This window comes from Castellaniella sp. S9, from assembly GCF_027257175.1.
GTDB lineage: Bacteria > Pseudomonadota > Gammaproteobacteria > Burkholderiales > Burkholderiaceae_B > Castellaniella.
In genome coordinates this window covers 48,624-65,436 of the sequence record NZ_JAPFGD010000009.1, presented here as the reverse complement: position 1 = coordinate 65,436, position 16,813 = coordinate 48,624, and the positions used below count along the sequence as shown (strand labels likewise).

The window sequence follows — 16,813 nt, the reverse complement described above, 5'->3', positions numbered from 1 at the left end:
TCAGCGCGGCACTGGCGCGCGGGGTGGCCGAAAGCGCTATATGCGATGCAAGGCCAGGCCCACCATGATCAGCGTCCAGCCTTGAAGAAGCAGGTCCAGGGCCAACAGCAGTCCCAGCACCCAGACGCTGTTTTCCGGCCAACCGGCGGCGATGGCCAGCCCCGCCAGCAACGACGCCCCGCCCGACAGCGCCAGCCACTGCCAGCCCCGCTGGGCCCGGTTCTGGAACCACACCCACAGGCGAAAGGCGCCCGAACCGATCAGTGTGGCGCCGATCAACAGGGTAAATAAGGTGGCGCCCACCAGGGGGTTGTAAAAGGCGACGACGCCGGCTGCCAAATACAGGATCCCGCTGACAGTCCACAACAGGAAGCTGCCCCACCCCTGGACCCGCCAGGCATGCACCAGCATCCCCACCCCGCCGATCAGCATCAGGATGCCGATGAAAATCACGCTGGTGAGGGTCGCCGTCAGGATGTGGTAAGAGGCCACGAGGCCCACCACGATGAGCAGGGCGCCCAGGGCAATGAACCATTTCCATTTCTCGCGCAAGGCAGCCTGCGCACGGCTGGATTCGGAAGATCTCGCCTCGCCGGGTGTGAGTTCGCTCATATCGTTCCCCTGGTTTCAACGCTCGGGAAAACCTTAGCACATCGGGGTGGCGCCGGGCAGCCGGGCAAGCATGCCGCGCGGCCAGGGCCATCGCCGGCGCATCAGCCCGGTTTCTGCGCGGTGTGGACGGTATCCGGGCATTACTGTAAGATTTTTTCGGATGGGAAGATTGCTGCGCGCGCTCGCAACGGCATCTGTCTGCCTGGCCTTCATGCTGCCGTTGACGGCTCGGGGACAGACGGCCGCCTGCAATGATGGGCAACCGATCAGGCTGGCGGACCTGAACTGGGAAAGCGCCTCGTTCACCACGCAAGTCGTGCGCAAGCTGCTCGGCGCCGGCTACGGCTGCGCCACGGAAATCGTGCCGGGTGCATCGGCCGCCCTCGAATCGGCGCTGGCGCAGGACGACCTGCAGATCATCGCGGAGATCTGGTCGGGCCGGTCCGCCATCATCGAGGACGCCATCCGGGACGGCAAGGTCCGCATCGTGGGCGACACCCTGGCCGGCGGCGCCGAACAAGGCTGGTACGTACCCGACTACGTGGTCCACGGCGATCCCGGGCGCGGCATCGAGGCCTCGGCGCCCGAGCTGCGCAGCTGGCGCGACCTGCCGCGGTACAAGTCGCTCTTCACCGATCCCGAGGACCCCGGCAAGGGGCGCTTTCTGAACTGCCCGTCGGGCTGGGTCTGCGAAAAGACCAACAGCCGGCTGTTGCAATTGCACGGCCTGGAGGACGACTACACCAATTTCCGCGCAGGCACGGGCGCCGCGCTGGATGCGGCGATCAGCTCGGCATACGACAGGGGCCTGCCCATCCTGTTCTATTACTGGCAGCCCGCCGGCCTGATGGCCAAGTACACATTCCACAAGATCGACCAAGGTCCCTTCAACCAGGCCTGCTGGGACGCCATCGTCAGCGGCGAGGGTACGCTGTGCGCCTCGGATTTCCTGGTGGCCCGCCTGTCGGTGGCGGTGTCCGCGCCCTTTGCGGCGCGCAACCCCGAACTGATGGCGTTCTTTGAAAAGCTGCAATTCCAGCCGCCGCTGCTGAACCGCATGATCCTGGACATGACCGAGACCCGCAAAGGCGGCGAGGCCATGGCCGACCAGTTCCTGCGCGAACACCCGGAGGTCTGGCGGGCGTGGCTGCCGCCGGACGCGGCCGGGCGCGTGGCCGCCGCGCTGGGGCTCGCCCAGCCGGCGAACGCCCGGGCGGGCGAGCCCGACACCGCCGCGGCGGGGACCGCGGCCGGCGCCCAGGCGGACGGCTTTTTCCCCGACTGGTCGGCCGCCGCTTTCGTGAACCGGCAGCTGATGGACATGGTGAAGGCCTACGGCGGCGTATTCCGCCAGGCCAGCGACCTCATGCTGCGCGGCCTGCTGCTGCCCGTCGAGCGCCTCATGCAGGCGATCCCGCCCTGGGCGTTCCTGCTGCTGGTCGCGGCGCTGTCCTGGCACGCCACGCGCAAGCCCTGGGCGCCGGTGCTGTACGTCGCCGGCCTGTACCTGGTCGGCGCCATGGGGCTGTGGGACAAGCTCATCCAGACCTTCGCGCTGGTGCTGGTGTCGACGCTGGTGTCCATCGTGCTGGGCGTGCCGACGGGCATCATGGCCGCCCGCAGCCGCCTGCTGCGCCGGCTGCTGACCCCGGTGCTGGACGTCATGCAGACCCTGCCCAGCTTCGTGTACCTCATTCCGGTGCTGATGCTGTTCGGCCTGGGCAAGGTGCCGGCCCTGTTCGCCACCATCATCTATGCGGTGCCGCCGCTGATCCGCCTGACCATACTCGGCCTGCGCCAGGTGGATCACGACATCATGGAGGCCGCGCAGGCCTTCGGCGTCACCCGCTGGCAGATGCTGACCCGGGTGACCCTGCCGCTGGCCCGGCCCAGCATCATGGCGGGGATCAACCAGACCACCATGATGGCGCTGGCCATGGTGGTGGTGGCGTCCATGATCGGCGCGCGCGGCCTGGGCGAGGACGTGCTGGCGGGCATCCAGACGCTGGACGTGGGCCGCGGCCTGCAGGCCGGGGCGGCCATCGTGATCCTCGCCATCGTCATCGACCGCATCACCCAGGCCTATGGCCGCCCGCGCCGGCGGCGCCCGGCCCCACCGCGCGAGACACGATGATGGACGAGACCAAGATCGAGATCCGCGAGGTGTACAAGGTCTTCGGCCCGCGCGATGGCGGGCCCCAGGAGACCCGGGCGGTCGAGCTGTTGCGCCAGGGGGCCGACAAGGCCGGCGTCCAGGCCCAGACCGGCTGCAACGTGGGCCTAGCCGGGGTCAGCGCCAAACTGGCGGCGGGGCGGATATCCTGCATCATGGGCCTGTCGGGATCGGGCAAGTCGACCCTGGTCCGGCACTTGAACCGCCTGATCGACCCCTCCGCCGGACAGATCCTGGTCGACGGCAGCAATATCCTGGACCTCAGCATGCCCGCACTGCGCGAGCTGCGCCGGCACCGCATCAGCATGGTGTTCCAGAACTTCGGCCTGCTGCCGCACGTCAACGTCATCGACAACGTGGCCTTCGGCCTGCGCGTGCGCGGCGAGAGCCCGCTGCAGGCGCGCGAGGCGGCCGGCGCCTGGCTCGAACGCGTGGGCCTGCAGGGATACGAAAAGAACTACCCCGATGAACTGTCGGGCGGCATGCGCCAGCGGGTCGGCCTGGCGCGGGCCCTGACGATCGATGCGGAGGTCCTCTTGATGGACGAGGCGTTCTCGGCCCTGGATCCCCTGATCCGCCGCGACATGCAGGACCAATTGCTGGGCCTGCAGCAGCGCCTGCAAAAAACCATTGTCTTCGTCACCCACGACATCGAGGAGGCTCTGCGCCTGGGCCAGCACATCGTCATCCTGCGCGACGGCAAGGTCGAACAGGCCGGCAGCCCCGACGACATCCGCCATCACCCGGCCAACGAATACGTCGAGCGATTCGTGGTGCGGCGTCCCGAGCCCTGAGGTCCCCGCCCGCCGGCGAGACGCGGCCGCTCGCGGGCCTCTTGCTTTTGTGCCAGTATCTCGGCTGGACGACGAGGGGAATCCTGACGATGGACATTGTATTGACCGCGCTGGCGGTCATCGTGGCATGGCGGCTGCTGTGCCTGCGATACCAGCGCACGCATATCGCCTTGCTGGGCGGCCACCTGGCCGACCTGCGGATCGAACGCCACATGGAGATGCTGACGCAGGGCTACACCCGCGCCATTCATGAACAAGACGAGGCCCGCCAGCTGCAGGTGCTGGAGTCCTTTGCCGAGGCCGAACGCACGGTCGCGGATCAGGCCCACGCACTGGCCGAGGCCATGGGCAAGGAAAGCTCCCAGGCGACCGGCATGGGCGCCCTGCCCCTGTGCCTGCCCTATGTCGAGCGCTTCATCCCCACGCTGACGCGGGATTTCCGCGAACTGCTGCGCATCCACGCGGCCGGCCTGCGCCACGTGGTCGACAACGAAAGCCGGTGGGGCCTGAAAGAGCGCGCCTACCACCTTTCCGCAGAGCTTTATCTACTGCAGCACAGCTGCCACTGGTTCTGCAAATCGCGCGCCGTCGCCGATGCGCGGCTGGTGCTGCGGCACCAGGTCAAGCACCAGAAAGTGCTGGAGTCCGTGTCCGAGCCCACGCGCTCGGCCTACTTGCGGTGGCTGCGCGGCGGCTAGTATCGTGAACTCCCATGGATGACCATCTTCTCGTCGCGACGGTCGCGGGCCTGCTGGCCGGCGTGGTCAACGCGTTCGCCGGCGGAGGTTCTTTCATCACCTTTCCCGCGCTGGTGCTGGCCGGCCTGCCGCCCGTGGCGGCCAACCAGACCGGCGCCATCGCCCTGCTGCCCGGCAGCCTGGCCAGCGCCTGGGCGTACAAGGACGACATCCGCGCATTCCAGCACGCCAGCCTGCCGCTGATCATGGCCTCGACGCTGCTGGGCGGCGGCGCGGGGGCCGTGTTGCTGCTCTTTACGCCCACCCGTCTATTCGACCTGGTGATTCCATGGCTGGTCCTGATCGGGGCCCTCACATTCACTTTCGGGAAAACCATCCAGGCGCGGCTGGCGCCGGCAGGCACGCGCCTGCGGCCCGTGCCGATCGCCGCCTACCAATTCCTGCTGGGCGCCTACGGCGGCTATTTCGGCGGCGCCGTGGGGATCATGATGATGGCGGGCTGGACCGTATTCGGCCTGGGCGACGTCCGAGCGCTGAACGGCATGAAGACGCTGATGGTGGGGGCCGCCCGGGTCGTCGCGGTCCTGATTTTTGCGCTCTGGGGCCAAGTGTATTGGGAACTGGCCCTGTCCATGACGGTGGCGGCCGTGGCCGGCGGCTACGTGGGCGCCCTGGTGACCCGCCGGCTCACCACGGACACGCTGCGCAGGATCATTGCCCTGGCGTTCTTTGCCGTGACGGCGGCGTTCTTCTATCGCGGCTACGCCTGAGGTTTCATGAGGGTTATGACTGATGACATTTAGTTGGTGTACGGATTAAATTAGTTGGTACACTGATTAATTACAGCCCCTTCCCATCTTCGATCTTGGAGATTCGATCCATGCAGTATTACCTGAACGGCTATCAATACGGCGACCCCGAACTCCAGGCGGCGGCGCCGGGCTTCGAACATCCGCCCGCGGACCCGCCCGACACCGTGGACGTGCTGATCATCGGCACCGGCCCGGCGGGCCTGGTGCTGGCGGCCCAGCTCTCGACCTTTGCCGGTTTCACGACCCGCATCGTCGAACGGCGCGCGGGCCCGCTGGAACTGGGCCACGCGGACGGCGTCGCCTCCCGCACCGTGGAGATGTTCGAGGCGTTCGGGCTGTCGTCGCGCCTGCTGCGCGAGGCCTGCTGGATCACCGAAACGGTCTTCTGGCGTCCCGACGAAAAGGACCGCTCGCGCATCACGCGCACCGGCCGCGTCGATGACGCCGCCAACGAACTGTCCGAGATGCCGCACGTCATCGTCAACCAGGCCCGCCTGCAGCAGCACCTGCTGGAATACATGCAGAAATCGCCGACGCGCCTGACGCCCGACTACGGGCTCGAGGCCGTCCGGGTCGAGGTGGCCGATTCCGGCGACCATCCGGTCACCGTGACGCTGCGGCCCACGGACGGCGGCGCCGAACGCAGCATCCGCGCCAAATACGTGGTGGGCACCGACGGCGCGCGCAGCGCCGTACGCCGTTCGATCGGCCGCGAACTGCAGGGCGACGCCGCCAACCATGCCTGGGGCGTCATGGACATCCTCGCGGTGACGGATTTCCCCGACATCCGCATCAAAGCGGCGATCCAATCCGCCAACGAGGGCAACATCCTGCTGATCCCGCGCGAGGGCGATTACCTGGTGCGCCTGTACGTCGACCTGGGCGAGGTCGTGCCCGAACGCCGCGACGAGATCCGGCGCACGCCGCCCGAACGGCTGATCGAGATCGCCCGGAAGGTGCTGCATCCCTACACGCTGGAGGTCAAGGACATCGCCTGGGCCTCGGTGTACGAGGTCGGCCAGCGCGTCACCGACAAATTCGACGACGTGCCCGAGGACCAGGTCGCCGCCCGCCTGCCGCGGGTCTTCATCGCCGGCGACGCCTGCCATACGCACAGCGCCAAGGCCGGCCAGGGCATGAACGTCTCGATGCAGGACACCTTCAACCTGGGCTGGAAACTCGCCGCGGTCCTGGAGGACCGGGCCGCGCCCGCGCTGCTGCACACCTATTCGGCCGAACGCCAGCCGGTCGCCAAGGAACTGATCGATTTCGACAAGGAATGGTCGGCGATCATGGGCTCGCCGCCCAAGGATCCGGACCACCCCGAACGCGGCGGCGTGGACCCGGCCGAGCTGCAGGACTACTACATCCGCTCCGGCCGCTACACCTCGGGCCTGGCGACGCACTACCCCGCCGGGCCGCTGATCGGCACCTCGGAACACCAGGCATTGGCCCGAGGCCATACCGTCGGCATGCGCTTTCATTCGGCGCCGGTGATCCGGGTCGCCGACGCCAAGCCGCTGCACCTGGGACACGTGCACCGCGCCGACGGCGCCTGGCGGCTGTATGCCTACGCCGACGCGCGGGCCGAACGGCTGCATGCGCTGCTGGGCTGGCTGGGCGAATCGCCCGCCTCGCCCTTGCGGCGCTACACGCCCGCGCACGCCGACCCCGACAGCGTGATCGACGTGCGCGCGATCTATCAGCAAGGCCACCGCGAAATCCGGGTCGACGCGCTGCCGCCGGTGCTGCTGCCGCGCAAAGGCCGCCACGGCCTGATCGACTATGACAAGGCCTTCAGCCCCGACCTCGTCAAGGGACCGGACATCTTCGACCTGCGGGGCATAGACCGCGTCCAAGGCGCCCTCGTCCTCGTGCGCCCGGACCAGTATGTCAGCCACGTGCTGCCGCTGGACGGCCATGAAGCGCTGGCCGCGTTTTTCGACAGCTTCCTGCTGGCACCCGGCGCATGAGCAGTCTCAGCGAGGTCCTGCCGTACACCGGCTCCTTGATCCGGCGCGCCCAGCAGCGCCACGCCGCCGAATGGCTGCGCCTCGTGTCCGGCACGATCACCAGCGTGCAATTCGCGGCGCTGGCGATCCTGGCCCGCACCCCAGGCGCCAGCCAGCGCGAACTGGGCGATGCGCTGGAAATGGACCGGTCGACGATCGCCGACCTGGCCGCCCGCCTGGAACGCCACGGCCTGGTCGTGCGCACCCAGGACGAGGCCGACCGCCGCCGCTACGTCCTGCGCCTGACCCCCGCGGGCCGCGCCACCCTGCGGGACCTGCAGCCGCGCGTGGATGCCGTCGAGGACGCCATGACCCAGGCCCTATCCGCGACCGAGGTCGCCGATCTGCGCCGCCTGCTGCGGAGCCTGCTGGAACGCTAGGATCGGTTCACCGCTGAACCGGGGGCGCGCGCAGCCCGCGCCGTGTGCGCCTCGCAGATCTCGACCAGGAAATCCAGCAGTGCCCGCACCCGCGGCGACAACAGGCGCCGGCCGGGATAGACCGCCGTCAGGCGCGCGCTGGCCCGGCTGAGGCGGATGTACGGCCAGACCTCGACGAGCCGGCCCTCGGCGAGGGGCTCGACGCAGTATTGGTGCGGCAGCATCGACACCCCGCCGCCGGCCATGACCATGCGGCGCACCGCCAGGGGGTCGTTGACCCGGATCACGCCCCGCGACAAGTCCAGGTGGGCCGCCTCGCCACGCACCTCGACCGGCAGGCGCCGCAGGGCATAGCGCGCCTCGCACGCCTGGATCTGGGCGCGCAAATCCTCCAGGGTATCGCCGGGCCGATGGTCGGCGAGCCAGCGCGGGCCGGCCACCCAGATCAGCGCCCCCTCGAGCAGGCTGCGCGACACCAGCTCGCTGTCCTCCAGCGAACCCACGACCACCGCCAGATCGACCCGGTCGCGCACCAGGGACGCCCCGTGGCTGGTGACCACGATCTCCAGGTCCAGCCCGGGATGGCGCGCACGGAATTCGGGCAGGCGCGGCGCCACCACCTCCAGGTTGAAGGCCGGCGGCAGCGCCACCGACACGCGGCCCATGGGCACCGAGCGCAGGCCCGCCATCAGGTCGTCGGCCTCGCGGGCCTGCTCGAGGATCAGCTGCGCCTGGCGAAAAAAGGCCTCGCCCTCGGCCGTGACCCGCAGGCTGCGGGACGACCGGTCGATCAGGCGCAGCCGCAACGCGCCCTCCAGCCGCGACAGGGCGGCGCTGACCGTGGATTTGGGCATGCCGAGCTCGCGCGCGGCGGCCGAAATCCCGTCCTGGTTGACCACGGCGACAAAGACCGGCAAATCGTCCAGATTCCATCTCATGGCCGCATTATCGTTCATAAATCTGAACGAATCGTATAAACAAACACGGTTGTTCAAAAAATCCACACTCTCTAACATATTCATTTTCCACTTCCCCCTGGAGACACACATGGCTCGCATCGTCGGCGGCATCGGCGCCTCGCATTCCCCCACCATCGGCTACGCCAAGGACACCGGCAAGCAGGACAGCCCCGCCTGGAAGCCGATCTTCGAGGGCTTCGACCGCATCCGCGGCTGGGTCAAGGACCGGCGCATCGACGTGCTGTTCATGATCTACAACGACCACGTCACCTCGTTCTTTTTCGATCACTATTCGGCCTTCGCGCTGGGCATCGGCGACCTGTACGTGGCGGCGGACGAAGGCGGCGGCCCCCGCGAGGTGGCGCCCGCGCACGGCCACCTGGGCCTGTCGCAGCACATCGCCATGGCGCTGATGGCCGACGAGTTCGACATGTCGATCTTCCAGGGCAAGCCCGTCGACCACGGGGTGCTGTCGCCGCTGTCGATGCTGGGCGACGAGGACGGCCCCTGGGCCGGCCGGATCGTGCCGCTGCAGGTCGGCGTGCTGCAATTCCCCATCCCCAGCGCCAAGCGCATGTGGAAACTGGGCAAGACCCTGCGCAAGGCGATCGAGAGCTATCCCGAGGACCTCAACGTCGCCATCATGGCCACCGGCGGCCTGTCCCACCAGGTGCACGGCGAGCGCGCCGGATACATCAACGAGGCCTGGGACGACGAATTCCTCGACCTGCTGGAAAAGACGCCGGAAAAACTGGTCGAGATGCGGATCGCGGAATTCGCGGCCAAGGGCGGCATGGAGGGTGCCGAGGTCGTCATGTGGCTGATCATGCGCGGCGCGCTGTCCGAACAGGTCCGGCGGGTGCACCGGCAGACCTACGCCCCCTCGGTCACCAACATCGCCACGCTGATCTTCGAGGACCTGGGCGAGGCGCCCGACCCGGCCGCGGTCGACGCCTACCGCCGGCACATCGGCCGCGAGCTGGAAGGCGCGGGCGACATCCCCGGGTCCTATCCGTTCACCCATGCGCGCAGCCAGGCCAACCTGCGCATCAACCGTTTCCTGCACGACCTGGTCGAACCCGCGCACCGCACGCGTTTCCTCGCCGATTTCGACGCCCTGGCGGACGAGTACGGCCTGTCGGACGAGGAAAAGAACCTGGTCCGCGAACGCCAATGGATCCAGATGGTGCGCCGGGGCGTGAGCTTCTTCGTGCTGGAAAAGCTGGCCGCGGTGCTGGGCGTCTCGAATCCCGAGGTCTATGCGGCCTTCCGCGGCGAAACGCTGGAGCAATTCCTTGCGACCCGCAAGGTGCCCATGACGTACTCGGTCGCGGGCGGCGACAAAGTGCGGGAAATGGACCAGGCCTGAACCCGGGCCGCCGCAGCCTGGCGGCCTGCGGCCCGTTTCACTTGAAGCGCGAGGATTCGCGCAGCAGGCTGAGCGCGTGGCGCGTGCCGTGCAGCTGATCCATCAAATGGAGGATCAGCTCAACGCCCGCGTCATTGACGCCGAAATCCCGCTGCAGTTCCTGGATCAGCGCGGCCCGCGCGACGTCGCATTCGGAAAAGCGGACCTCGGGATCGGTTTCGTCGGGGATCAGCCACCGCTGCTCGAGCCAGAACTCCAGGGTCTGTTCCCGCAGATTCGCGCTGATGAGGAATTCCTGTTTGGTCATGATCATGATGGTTCACCTTTGCGCGGGTCGTGGGCCTTGCCCTGCTCCCAGCCGGCCACGAACGCATCGAGTTCGGGATCGGGCGATTTGGGCAACACCACCTTCAGCGTGACCAGCTGGTCCCCGAACCCGCCCTCGCGGCGCGGCGCGCCCTTGCCCTTCAGGCGCAGCGTGGTGCCGCTGTTGGAATGCCTGGGGACGGTCAGCATCACGTCGCCCGTGGGCGTCGGAACCCGTAATTCGCCGCCCAGGACCGCCTCGGACAAGGACACCGGCAACTCCACGATGACGTTGGCGCCATCCAGCCGGAACCGCGGATCGGCAAGGACCTGGACCTGGATGAGCGCATCGCCCGGCCCGCCGGTGCCGCGCCCGGGCGCGCCCTTGCCCTTCAGGCGCAGCATCTGTCCATCGAGCAGGCCGGGCGGGATCGTGACGTCCAGCGTGCTGCCATCGGGCAGCGTGATGCGCTTTTGCGTCCCCGTCACGGATTCGACGAAGGCAATCGACAGGCGATAGAGCAAGTCCTCGCCCCGCTGGTTGGCGCGCGCCTCGCGGCCGCGGCGCAGGATCTCGGCAAAGACATCGTGATCCGCGAAGTCGGCGAAATCCGCATAGCCCGCGTCGCTGGTGTAGGGGTTTGCACGGTCCTCGGACGCGAAGTCGCGGTAGAACCGGTGCTGGGGCTGCTCGACCCCGGCGGCGTCGATTTCGCCCGCGTCGAAGCGCTTGCGTTTTTCCGGGTCGCCGAGCAGGCCGTACGCCACGGAAACCTCTTTGAATTTTTCCTCGGCCGCCTTGTCGCCCGGATTCAGGTCTGGATGCAGCTTTTTGGCCAGGTGCCGATACGCCTTCTTGATCTCGTCGATCGTCGCTGTCCGCGCCACGCCCAGAACCTCGTATGGATCGCGCATGATGAGCCCCTATTTCGCGTCAGCCTCGGCGGACATCGCGGCACGCCGAACGCAGACGCATCGAACGCAGATCCATAGTGTACCCCGGCCCACAGGCGCCCCAGGCCGCGCCCCGGCAGGCCGGCCGGCGTATAATGCACGTCGGCATTTCCCCTATGGGTTCCCTCACCCCATCCATCAAAAAGGCCTCCATGTCATCCGTATCCCTTCCGCGTTCGCGCGCGTCCTTCCACCTGGCCCTGCTGGTCGCCTTCCACATCCTGGTCATCATCGCCAGCAACTATCTGGTGCAGCTGCCCATCGACCTGTTCGGCTTCCACAGCACCTGGGGCGCCTTCAGCTTTCCCTTCATTTTCCTGGCGACGGATCTGACCGTGCGCCTGATCGGCAAGGCCGAGGCGCGCCGGGTGATCCTGCGCGCCATGATCCCGGCGCTGTTCGTCTCCTACATCGTGTCGGTGCTGTTTCACGACGGCGCCTTCAACGGCTTTGCCGCGCTGGGCGAATTCAACACCTTTGTGTTTCGCATCGCCTTCGCCAGCTTTGCCGCCTACGTCCTGGGCCAGTTGCTGGACGTGCAGGTGTTCGACCGCATGCGTCGCGGCTACGCGCAGTGGTGGGTCGCGCCGGCGGCCTCGTCGGTGGTCGGGCAGGCGCTGGACACGGCTGCATTTTTCAGCATCGCCTTCTGGCGCAGCGACAATGCCTTCATGGCGGCGAACTGGGGGGAAATCGCCCTGGTGGACTACGTCATCAAGCTGACCGTCAGCCTGCTGCTGTTCGTGCCGATGTACGGCATCGCCCTGAACGCCCTCGTGCGCGCCATGAAGCGGCGCGAGGCCCTGCCCGGCGCCGCCTGAACCCGCCTCCGCCTCAAGGCGCCTGCCGCAGTTTCCGCACCGTGTCCGCCGTCACGGCGGGCGCCTGCCCGCCCCATTGCGCCCTGGCCCAGTTCGCCAGGCGGGCGATGTCCTCGGCACTCAGTGAATCCGCGAATCCGGGCATGGCATCCATGCGCTGGTCGCCGGCAAACCGCTGCGTGGGAATGCCCCGCAGCACGACCGCGATGAAGTTGCGCGGGTCGTCATTGATCAGTGTGGCATTGCCACGCATGGCGGGGGCGACGTTGGGGATACCCTCGCCGGCCACGCCGTGGCAGCCCGCGCAGGCGGACAGGTAGTTCAGCCGTCCCGCCGCCAGGCCGGCGCTGTCGGCCGATGCCGCCGCGGCCCGCGGCTGCGGCGGCGGGGACGCCGATACGATCCGGCCGTCCTCGCCCGTCAGCAGGTACACGGCCATGGCCTCGAGATCCTGCGTCTGCAGATGGCTGGTCGAGGCATGCGTCACGGTGTACATCCCGGCAAACGAGGTGCCCTGTGGCGAGATCCCCGTCCCCAGGAACCGCGCCAGGGACTCGACGTCGTAGCCTTGCGCGCCCAGGGTTGCGGCGCGGATGTCGGGCGCCTGCAGGCCGTCGATGACCGCGCCCTCGAAGTGGCGCGCGACATCCGTGCCCATGGTGAGATTCATGGGCGTGTGGCAGGCGGCGCAATGCGCCAGGCCCTCGACCAGGTAGGCGCCGCGCACCCACTGCTGCGCGTGTTCCGGCGCGGCCGCGGCAACCGCCGGCGGCGGGGCGGTCACGGCATCCTCGCGGGGGAAGTTCAGCAGGTTCCAGAAATTCATGAAGCCGCGCACAGGGAGCCGATAGACGCCGGTATGGGGCACGTTGGCCACGGCGATCGGCGGGATGCTCATCATGTAGGCATACAGGGCGTCCGCGTCGGCCGCGGTCGTGCGATGCGTGAACACGTAGGGCATGGCCGGATACAGGTTGCCGCCGCGCCCGACGCCGTCCAGCAGTGCGCGATGGAAATCGGCGCGGGTGTAGCGGCCGATGCCGTGTTCGGGATCGGGGGTGATGTTGGTGGAATACAGCGTGCCGAACGGCGTGTCGATCGGCACGCCGCCCGCCGCCCGGGGGCCTTCGGGCCTGGAGTGGCAGCCGAAGCAGTCGCCGGCCATGGCCAGCTGCCGACCGCGCGGCAGCAGTTCGCGCATGTCGTCGGCGGACAGGGGACGATCGACGGCGTCAGTGACGCTGGAGCCGCGGAACGCGCCCAGGAAGACCGCCAGCCCCGACACGAGGAGCAGGGCCAGGACCAGCCACAGGACGCGCTGCGGACGTCGGGATCCGTGCATGGCGTGCCCCTCCTCAGCCGATGACGCAGCCCGGCGTAGCCAGGGCGACGTCCTTGACGGCCTCGTAATAGCGCACATAGCCGGTGCAGCGGCAGATGTGCGCATTCAGCGCCGATTCGATGGCGGATTCCAGTTGGGCGCGTGGAACGGGCTTGTGCTTCAGTGTCTCGATGAAAACCGTGGCCCCGGCGACGAAACCCGGCGTGCAATAACCGCACTGGAACGCGAAATGATCGATGAAGGCCTGCTGTACGGGCGACAGCGACTGCGGTTCGCCCTGCGCGTTGAGCGGGGCATGGCCCTCGATGGTGACGATGGACTTGCCGTTGAAGAAATGCGCATCGAATATGCAGGTCCGATGCTCGACGGGCGGCGCACCGTCGCGCTGTACCATGACCACGCAGGCGTGGCAGACACCCTGGCCGCAGCCCAGGCGCGTGCCGGTGAGGTCCAGGGTTTCGTGCAGAAAATCGATCATGGGCATGCCGACCGGCACCTCCACCGGGCCGACGGCCTGGCCGTTGATCGTCATGGACACGGGGCGCTTTTCAAGCGTCATGCCAAAGCCCTCCTGATTTTCTCGGCCGTGATGGGAAACTGATAGAACCGCCGGCCGATGGCATGGTGAACCGCATTGGCGATGCCGGCGACCACGGGAATCATCACGACCTCGGCCACGCCCTTGGGCGGCGAGGTCTCGGTCGACGGCGGCAGGTATTCCGCAGTCTGCCGCCAGACCGCCACGTCGCTGGCACGCGGCAGGACGTAGCGGTTGAAGTTCCAGGTCCCGTTGCCCGGGCCGTCATCGTACAGCGGCAATTCCTCCAGCAGCGCATGGCCGATACCCATGGCCAGCCCGCCCTGCTGCTGGCCCGACACCAGCTGGGGCACGATGACCGTGCCCGTGTCCAGCAGGCTGTGCAGCTGCAGGATGCGGACCTCGCCCGTATGGGTGTTGACGTCCAGCTCGACGAAACAGGCGGCCGGTGTATAGGTGGTGACCCCGGCATTGTTGCGCTCGGCGGCGGGGAAATGCACCTGGCGGCGCGCGATGAAATCATAGCCGCCGGTCGTCATGCGGCGCTGCAGCGCCTCGGGGGCGCCGTCGCCATAGCGCACGGCCAGGGCATCCAACGGCAGCTCCAGCCGGCCCGCGCCCGGCACCTCGAACTGTGCGCGGGCCCATTCCCAGCGGCTGAAGCAATGCAGCGCGACGCCCGTGACCAGACCCATGGCGTGCGCCTGGCGGGCGACGTCTTCGAAGGGCAGCGGCGCCATCCCGCCGCCGCCGATGCCGCCGGGCACGGCGCGCAGGTCGGTGGCCCGCATGGCGCCGCTGGCGATCTGCCCGCCCCCGGGGCCGGCGCTCCAGAGGGCGCGTGCGGCCGGCCACAGACTGTGCTCCAGCAGGAACCGGGCCGCCTGTTTGGTGCCGAAACCCAGGAAGTACGCGCTGTTCGAGGCGCTCATGGCCGGCAACAGGCTGGGGACCCAGTACGGGTTTCCGGACAGCGCGTCCTGCTGCGCCTGGTCGATGGTGAACGGCAGCTCGTTGCTGACCAGCGGCAGCTGCTCGAATTCAGTGACGCCAAAGACCGCGACATCCGGCGCCTTGCCGAGGAGCCGCTGGATCAGGATCTGCTGCGCGGTGGTGGCGCCGGTGCCGATTTCCTGCGCGCAGTGGCGCAGGGTGATCGTGCCCCGGGCATCGAATTCCAGCACCAGGGCGCTGGTGTCGGCGCCCGACCCATAATCCTTTTGCACCTGCGCGAAACCCAAGCCATAGCGATGGCCGGGATGCTGCTCGTCGTAGGCTTTCTTGTGGGCCTCGCGGTTGCGCCACAGCGGGTTGCGGGCGGCGCGCGCCAGCATGTCGAGGTTGCGCGGATCGCCCATCGGCACCGCGCCCTGGGTATTGGGCTCGCCGGGACGCAAAGCATTGCGGCGGCGCAATTCGATGGCGTCGATGCCCAGTTCGGCGGCCAGCTCGTCGACCATCGCCTCGGTCATGCTCATCGACTGCAGGGTGCCGTAGCCACGCATCGAACCCGCCTCGACGGCGGTCGACGAGACGGCGACGCCGGCCAGGTCCGAGCGTGGGAAATAATAGATGGACTGCGCCGCGGTCGCCGCCACCTGGGCCACGGAAAATGAAAAATTGGCGCGGCCGCCGCCATTACAGGTGTACTCGCCCTTGAGGATGTCGAATTTGCCGCTGTCGCGATCGGCCACGAGGGTGACGTCCATGTCGACCGAATGCCGCTTCATGCCCATCTGGAATTGCTCGTAGCGGTCGTTGGCCAGGCGCACCGGCCGGCCGCCGCCATAAAAGGCCGCGGCGATGGCATACAGCGGAAAAATGGAATGGTCCTTGGAACCATAGCCGACGGTGGTGCCGGTCAGCAACTGGATGCGCTCGACCGGAAAGCGCGCGTTGTCCTTGACCATCAGCGCCGCCAGGCGCGCGACCTCGTAGGGCGATTGCGTGGCCGTGATCAGGTGCAGGGTGCGCGTGCCCGCGTCGTACCAGGCATTGCCGTTGTCCGCCTCCATGGCGCAGGGGTCGATCGATTGCGAGAATCCCTGGCGCCGCAGGACGCATTTGGCCGGATCGGCGCGCGCATCCTCGATGGCCCGCGCGATGGCCTGCGCGGCGTCCATGCCGCGGCGCATGGCATCGCCCGTGTCGCGAGCGACCTGGGCGGGATCGCGCGGGGCGCTGCCGCCGCGGTGCTTCAGCGTCACGGCCTGCGGCAGGAAGGGGTTGTCCGGATCCGCGGGCGGCCAGACCGGCCCGCGATCGTCGAAGGCGCCCCAGATGACGGCGTCCTGCATGGGCGAGAACACCGGCGGCGCGCCGGGGGATTCCCCGGCAATACGGACATAGCGCGCCGCCCCGTAGTCCGCGGGCGGCCGGGGCCCGGTCTGCGCCCCATAGCGCACGGCCTCGGGGGCAAACCGCAGCCGCCGCTTGGCCGCCTGGAAACGTTCGAAATCCTCGTACACCAGCAAGGCCACCGGCTGGCCCAGCATGGGCGGCGTCTGGCCTTTCGGCGTCAGCAGCGTGCGGCCATAGAAATCCGGACCCAGGTCGTCAGGCTGCGGGACCTCGATGCCGTCGCGGACCAGGTCCTCGTGCAGCACCAGACGGTCGGGCTGCAGGTCCGCGCCCAGCGGCGACAGGTCAACCCCTTCGAAACCGCGGTCGGCGCGCGTGGCCTTGATGAAGAACGCATGCGCCTGCTGGCGGGGCCAGCCGGGCAGGTCCTGCGCGCGAAAGTCGCGCGCAAAGACCTTCTGGCCGGTCACCTTGCGCACCGCATCCCAGCGGTAGCGCGCCGTGCCGTCGGCGGCCAGCCAATCTCTGGCGTGGCGGCCGGAGTCGACCTCGACCACCTGGGCATTGGACAGCCGGCCCAGCACGACCGTAATGCCGCTGAATACACCAAGCTTGATGAAGCCGCGCCGAGAAAAGCCACCGCCCATGTCCCCCTCCTGTTGATCAGCCCCCAAGACCTTAACCCAAACTTAACGCAAGGTCACAAAAAGTGAGTCGGCAAGGGCGGCCGACTGGCCGATAA

General features: G+C 68.1%; 15 protein-coding genes. 8 read left to right on the top strand and 7 right to left on the bottom strand.

Going from position 1 to position 16,813, the window contains the following annotated elements:
• Window positions 1-36 precede the first annotated feature (36 nt).
• Window positions 37-612 carry an HdeD family acid-resistance protein gene (locus OOZ48_RS14925; RefSeq protein ID WP_269499687.1) on the bottom strand — a complete coding sequence of 192 codons (576 nt, stop codon included), beginning with the start codon at window positions 610-612 and terminating at the stop codon, window positions 37-39.
• A 160-nt stretch (window positions 613-772) separates the two neighbouring features.
• Here OOZ48_RS14925 and OOZ48_RS18570 point away from each other — a divergent pair, with 160 nt between their 5' ends.
• From OOZ48_RS18570 to OOZ48_RS14895, 6 genes are all read left to right on the top strand, one after another.
• Window positions 773-2,746 (top strand): glycine betaine ABC transporter substrate-binding protein, encoded by a 1,974-nt coding sequence (locus tag OOZ48_RS18570; RefSeq protein WP_269499686.1) that lies wholly within the window; start codon window positions 773-775, stop codon window positions 2,744-2,746.
• On the top strand, window positions 2,746-3,579 hold the full coding sequence (locus tag OOZ48_RS14915) for an ATP-binding cassette domain-containing protein (protein WP_269499735.1): 834 nt from the start codon (window positions 2,746-2,748) through the stop codon (window positions 3,577-3,579). Before OOZ48_RS18570 ends, OOZ48_RS14915 begins: the two co-directional genes overlap by 1 nt.
• An 89-nt stretch (window positions 3,580-3,668) precedes the next feature.
• Entirely contained in the window at window positions 3,669-4,277 is a 609-nt protein-coding gene (locus OOZ48_RS14910; protein WP_269499685.1) for a hypothetical protein, read from the top strand.
• Window positions 4,278-4,291: 14 nt separating this feature from the next.
• Window positions 4,292-5,047: a sulfite exporter TauE/SafE family protein gene (locus tag OOZ48_RS14905; RefSeq protein ID WP_269499684.1), complete on the top strand. Its 756-nt coding sequence runs from the start codon at window positions 4,292-4,294 to the stop codon at window positions 5,045-5,047.
• Between the two features lie 110 nt (window positions 5,048-5,157).
• On the top strand, window positions 5,158-7,062 hold the full coding sequence (locus OOZ48_RS14900; protein WP_269499683.1) for an FAD-binding monooxygenase: 1,905 nt from the start codon (window positions 5,158-5,160) through the stop codon (window positions 7,060-7,062).
• Window positions 7,059-7,481, top strand: coding sequence for a MarR family winged helix-turn-helix transcriptional regulator (locus OOZ48_RS14895; RefSeq protein WP_269499682.1), 423 nt, complete (start codon window positions 7,059-7,061; stop codon window positions 7,479-7,481). The genes OOZ48_RS14900 and OOZ48_RS14895 overlap by 4 nt, the downstream gene beginning before the upstream one ends.
• Here OOZ48_RS14895 and OOZ48_RS14890 read toward each other — a convergent pair.
• Window positions 7,478-8,419: a LysR family transcriptional regulator gene (locus tag OOZ48_RS14890; protein ID WP_269499681.1), complete on the bottom strand. Its 942-nt coding sequence runs from the start codon at window positions 8,417-8,419 to the stop codon at window positions 7,478-7,480. The two genes, OOZ48_RS14895 and OOZ48_RS14890, sit on opposite strands and share 4 nt — an antisense overlap.
• 109 nt (window positions 8,420-8,528) lie before the next feature.
• Between OOZ48_RS14890 and OOZ48_RS14885 the strand changes: the two genes are divergently transcribed.
• Window positions 8,529-9,809, top strand: coding sequence for a gallate dioxygenase (locus OOZ48_RS14885; protein ID WP_269499680.1), 1,281 nt, complete (start codon window positions 8,529-8,531; stop codon window positions 9,807-9,809).
• 37 nt (window positions 9,810-9,846) lie between these two features.
• On the opposite strand, the gene OOZ48_RS14880 is transcribed toward OOZ48_RS14885, so the two are convergent.
• Both OOZ48_RS14880 and OOZ48_RS14875 read right to left on the bottom strand, forming a co-directional pair.
• Window positions 9,847-10,122 (bottom strand): chaperone modulator CbpM, encoded by a 276-nt coding sequence (locus tag OOZ48_RS14880; protein ID WP_269499679.1) that lies wholly within the window; start codon window positions 10,120-10,122, stop codon window positions 9,847-9,849.
• The gene (locus OOZ48_RS14875) at window positions 10,119-11,030 is read right to left on the bottom strand and encodes a J domain-containing protein (protein WP_269499678.1); all 912 of its coding nucleotides are present in this window, start codon (window positions 11,028-11,030) and stop codon (window positions 10,119-10,121) included. The genes OOZ48_RS14880 and OOZ48_RS14875 overlap by 4 nt, the downstream gene beginning before the upstream one ends.
• Before the next feature lie 191 nt (window positions 11,031-11,221).
• Here OOZ48_RS14875 and OOZ48_RS14870 point away from each other — a divergent pair, with 191 nt between their 5' ends.
• The gene (locus OOZ48_RS14870) at window positions 11,222-11,890 is read left to right on the top strand and encodes a 7-cyano-7-deazaguanine/7-aminomethyl-7-deazaguanine transporter (RefSeq protein WP_269499677.1); all 669 of its coding nucleotides are present in this window, start codon (window positions 11,222-11,224) and stop codon (window positions 11,888-11,890) included.
• Between the two features lie 13 nt (window positions 11,891-11,903).
• On the opposite strand, the gene OOZ48_RS14865 is transcribed toward OOZ48_RS14870, so the two are convergent.
• The 3 genes from OOZ48_RS14865 to OOZ48_RS14855 are packed head-to-tail and all read right to left on the bottom strand — an operon-like array spanning window position 11,904 to window position 16,718.
• Entirely contained in the window at window positions 11,904-13,232 is a 1,329-nt protein-coding gene (locus OOZ48_RS14865) for a cytochrome c (RefSeq protein WP_269499676.1), read from the bottom strand.
• Window positions 13,233-13,245: 13 nt separating this feature from the next.
• Window positions 13,246-13,791: a (2Fe-2S)-binding protein gene (locus tag OOZ48_RS14860; protein ID WP_269499675.1), complete on the bottom strand. Its 546-nt coding sequence runs from the start codon at window positions 13,789-13,791 to the stop codon at window positions 13,246-13,248.
• Window positions 13,788-16,718, bottom strand: a complete 2,931-nt coding sequence (locus tag OOZ48_RS14855; RefSeq protein ID WP_269499673.1) for a xanthine dehydrogenase family protein molybdopterin-binding subunit — start codon at window positions 16,716-16,718, stop codon at window positions 13,788-13,790. Before OOZ48_RS14855 ends, OOZ48_RS14860 begins: the two co-directional genes overlap by 4 nt.
• Window positions 16,719-16,813 lie beyond the last annotated feature (95 nt).

Excerpts from the sequence above, each read along its gene's own strand:
- OOZ48_RS14885 (WP_269499680.1), top strand. The coding sequence starts at position 8,529 with ATGGCTCGCATCGTCGGCGGCATCGGCGCCTCGCATTCCCCCACCATC.
- OOZ48_RS14915 (WP_269499735.1), top strand. The coding sequence starts at position 2,746 with ATGGACGAGACCAAGATCGAGATCCGCGAGGTGTACAAGGTCTTCGGC.
- OOZ48_RS14895 (WP_269499682.1), top strand. The coding sequence starts at position 7,059 with ATGAGCAGTCTCAGCGAGGTCCTGCCGTACACCGGCTCCTTGATCCGG.
- OOZ48_RS18570 (WP_269499686.1), top strand. The coding sequence starts at position 773 with ATGGGAAGATTGCTGCGCGCGCTCGCAACGGCATCTGTCTGCCTGGCC.
- OOZ48_RS14900 (WP_269499683.1), top strand. The coding sequence starts at position 5,158 with ATGCAGTATTACCTGAACGGCTATCAATACGGCGACCCCGAACTCCAG.
- OOZ48_RS14870 (WP_269499677.1), top strand. The coding sequence starts at position 11,222 with ATGTCATCCGTATCCCTTCCGCGTTCGCGCGCGTCCTTCCACCTGGCC.
- OOZ48_RS14890 (WP_269499681.1), bottom strand. The coding sequence starts at position 8,419 with ATGAGATGGAATCTGGACGATTTGCCGGTCTTTGTCGCCGTGGTCAAC.
- OOZ48_RS14865 (WP_269499676.1), bottom strand. The coding sequence starts at position 13,232 with ATGCACGGATCCCGACGTCCGCAGCGCGTCCTGTGGCTGGTCCTGGCC.
- OOZ48_RS14855 (WP_269499673.1), bottom strand. The coding sequence starts at position 16,718 with ATGGGCGGTGGCTTTTCTCGGCGCGGCTTCATCAAGCTTGGTGTATTC.
- OOZ48_RS14860 (WP_269499675.1), bottom strand. The coding sequence starts at position 13,791 with ATGACGCTTGAAAAGCGCCCCGTGTCCATGACGATCAACGGCCAGGCC.
- OOZ48_RS14905 (WP_269499684.1), top strand. The coding sequence starts at position 4,292 with ATGGATGACCATCTTCTCGTCGCGACGGTCGCGGGCCTGCTGGCCGGC.
- OOZ48_RS14880 (WP_269499679.1), bottom strand. The coding sequence starts at position 10,122 with ATGATCATGACCAAACAGGAATTCCTCATCAGCGCGAATCTGCGGGAA.
- OOZ48_RS14910 (WP_269499685.1), top strand. The coding sequence starts at position 3,669 with ATGGACATTGTATTGACCGCGCTGGCGGTCATCGTGGCATGGCGGCTG.
- OOZ48_RS14925 (WP_269499687.1), bottom strand. The coding sequence starts at position 612 with ATGAGCGAACTCACACCCGGCGAGGCGAGATCTTCCGAATCCAGCCGT.
- OOZ48_RS14875 (WP_269499678.1), bottom strand. The coding sequence starts at position 11,030 with ATGCGCGATCCATACGAGGTTCTGGGCGTGGCGCGGACAGCGACGATC.